Source organism: Vibrio sp. 378 (genome assembly GCF_033339435.1).
Map to the genome: position 1 here is coordinate 1 of NZ_JAWOUO010000068.1, position 1,460 is coordinate 1,460.

Annotated in this window: 2 protein-coding genes; both read right to left on the reverse strand. The window is 47.6% G+C overall.

Features of this window, described 5'->3' with window-relative positions; genetic code table 11:
- Window positions 1–980: type II secretion system minor pseudopilin GspK (gene gspK / locus R7Q48_RS24115; RefSeq protein ID WP_318132596.1), on the reverse strand; the 980-nt coding region annotated here is incomplete at its 3' end.
- On the reverse strand, window positions 973–1,460 hold a 488-nt coding region (gene gspJ / locus R7Q48_RS24120; RefSeq protein WP_318132598.1), incomplete at its 5' end, for a type II secretion system minor pseudopilin GspJ. The genes gspJ and gspK, both read right to left, overlap by 8 nt.

Sequence of the window (1,460 nt, forward strand, 5' to 3'; positions counted from 1 at the left end):
CTGATCCCTCCAAAACGACGGCGAACTACGGTCACCGTTTCTCTATTTGTACTTTGCAAAAGGCTTCGGATACGTACTCGTGAATCATCCACCAACACTTGTGCATCCAATTCGAAGAAGGAGCTATCCACTCCTAAATAGCCTTTGGCGTTTTTCTTTACATCATCGCTCAAGCCAGTTAATTCTGACTCCGCTAGAAATTCATCTACGCTGTCCCAACCATCGAAGGGACGCTTTTCTATCAGTTGAACCGCATCGCTGCTGCTCAAGTTCGGTGAAAACATAGCGACTAAAATCGGCGCTTGTTCCACCTCTATCGTGTTGACGTTTAAACGCCAATCATCACTTGGGATCGCACATACCAAGGGCTCAATCTTTTGATAAATTTCACCACTCACTTGATATACTGCGCGCAGTTCAGTTTTGTCTGCCATCCAACCATTAGCCGCTAAATACGAAGGTTTCATCGATTCGTAGGTGCTGTCTTCCACGCCGGTGGTTGAACGTACTGTGCTGTCTGAATCAATGTATTCCCAAGTGGAATCGGCAATCACTTCCGCTTGATACGGCTCTACATCCGATTCTTCCAACAAACGCTGCAGCACTTGAACCAAATATGGTCGAGTGGTTTGTTGTCCGGTCGGCTGCACTCGACTTAACACATTGAGGTTAAAGCACGCTTGCTTATCCATAATACGTCCTGCAGCTTGACCATAGTCCAATGGGTACACTTGTTCTTTAATCGCCCAAGGTTGGCTGAGGTTGATGGTATCGCTGTCTTTGTAGCTCTGCTCGATACCCACTTCAGCCAAGGCTTCAACACCAACACTGTACCAATATGCTTGCTGGTAATGGATTTGGTTTGAACCGCGCTGAAACTGCAAAAACAAACGTTCAGACATGGTGGCAGCAATGGTCGCCATAATCGCCAACAACATCAGTACAATAATCAAAGCAACACCACGCTGACGATTAGCCATTGTTGTTGCCCTCCGATGCTTTGTTTCTTTCACTTTCTGCAAGCTTGCCATCTGGCGTTAGATACGTGCGCGCAATTTCACCGTAATCCTGCAACTTCAAGACAACTGAGACAGCTTTCGGCAACTCTTTATTGCTGTCCCACTCTTTCTTCCACTGTTTACCGTCATAAAAACGCATGTCGAAAGATTCCACCTGCGTCAGCAACGGAGTGACAATGCCTTCCTGCCCAACTGGGGTATCTGGATAACGCCACCAAACACGCTGCAAGGTTTCTTCTTTAACGCGATAGCCCACTTTAGTCACTTCACCACGCGGGAACTGTTGCTGCGGGTTATGCCAACCCACACGTGCAAACATTAGGCCTTTCGCGTCGGAATCGAGTAAATAATCCGACCAAAAGATCAGTTGCCCGGCAGGGTCTTCGCCGTTGGTACGCGTTTGACGCAATGCCATTTGGCGGAAGTCGTTATCCATCATCA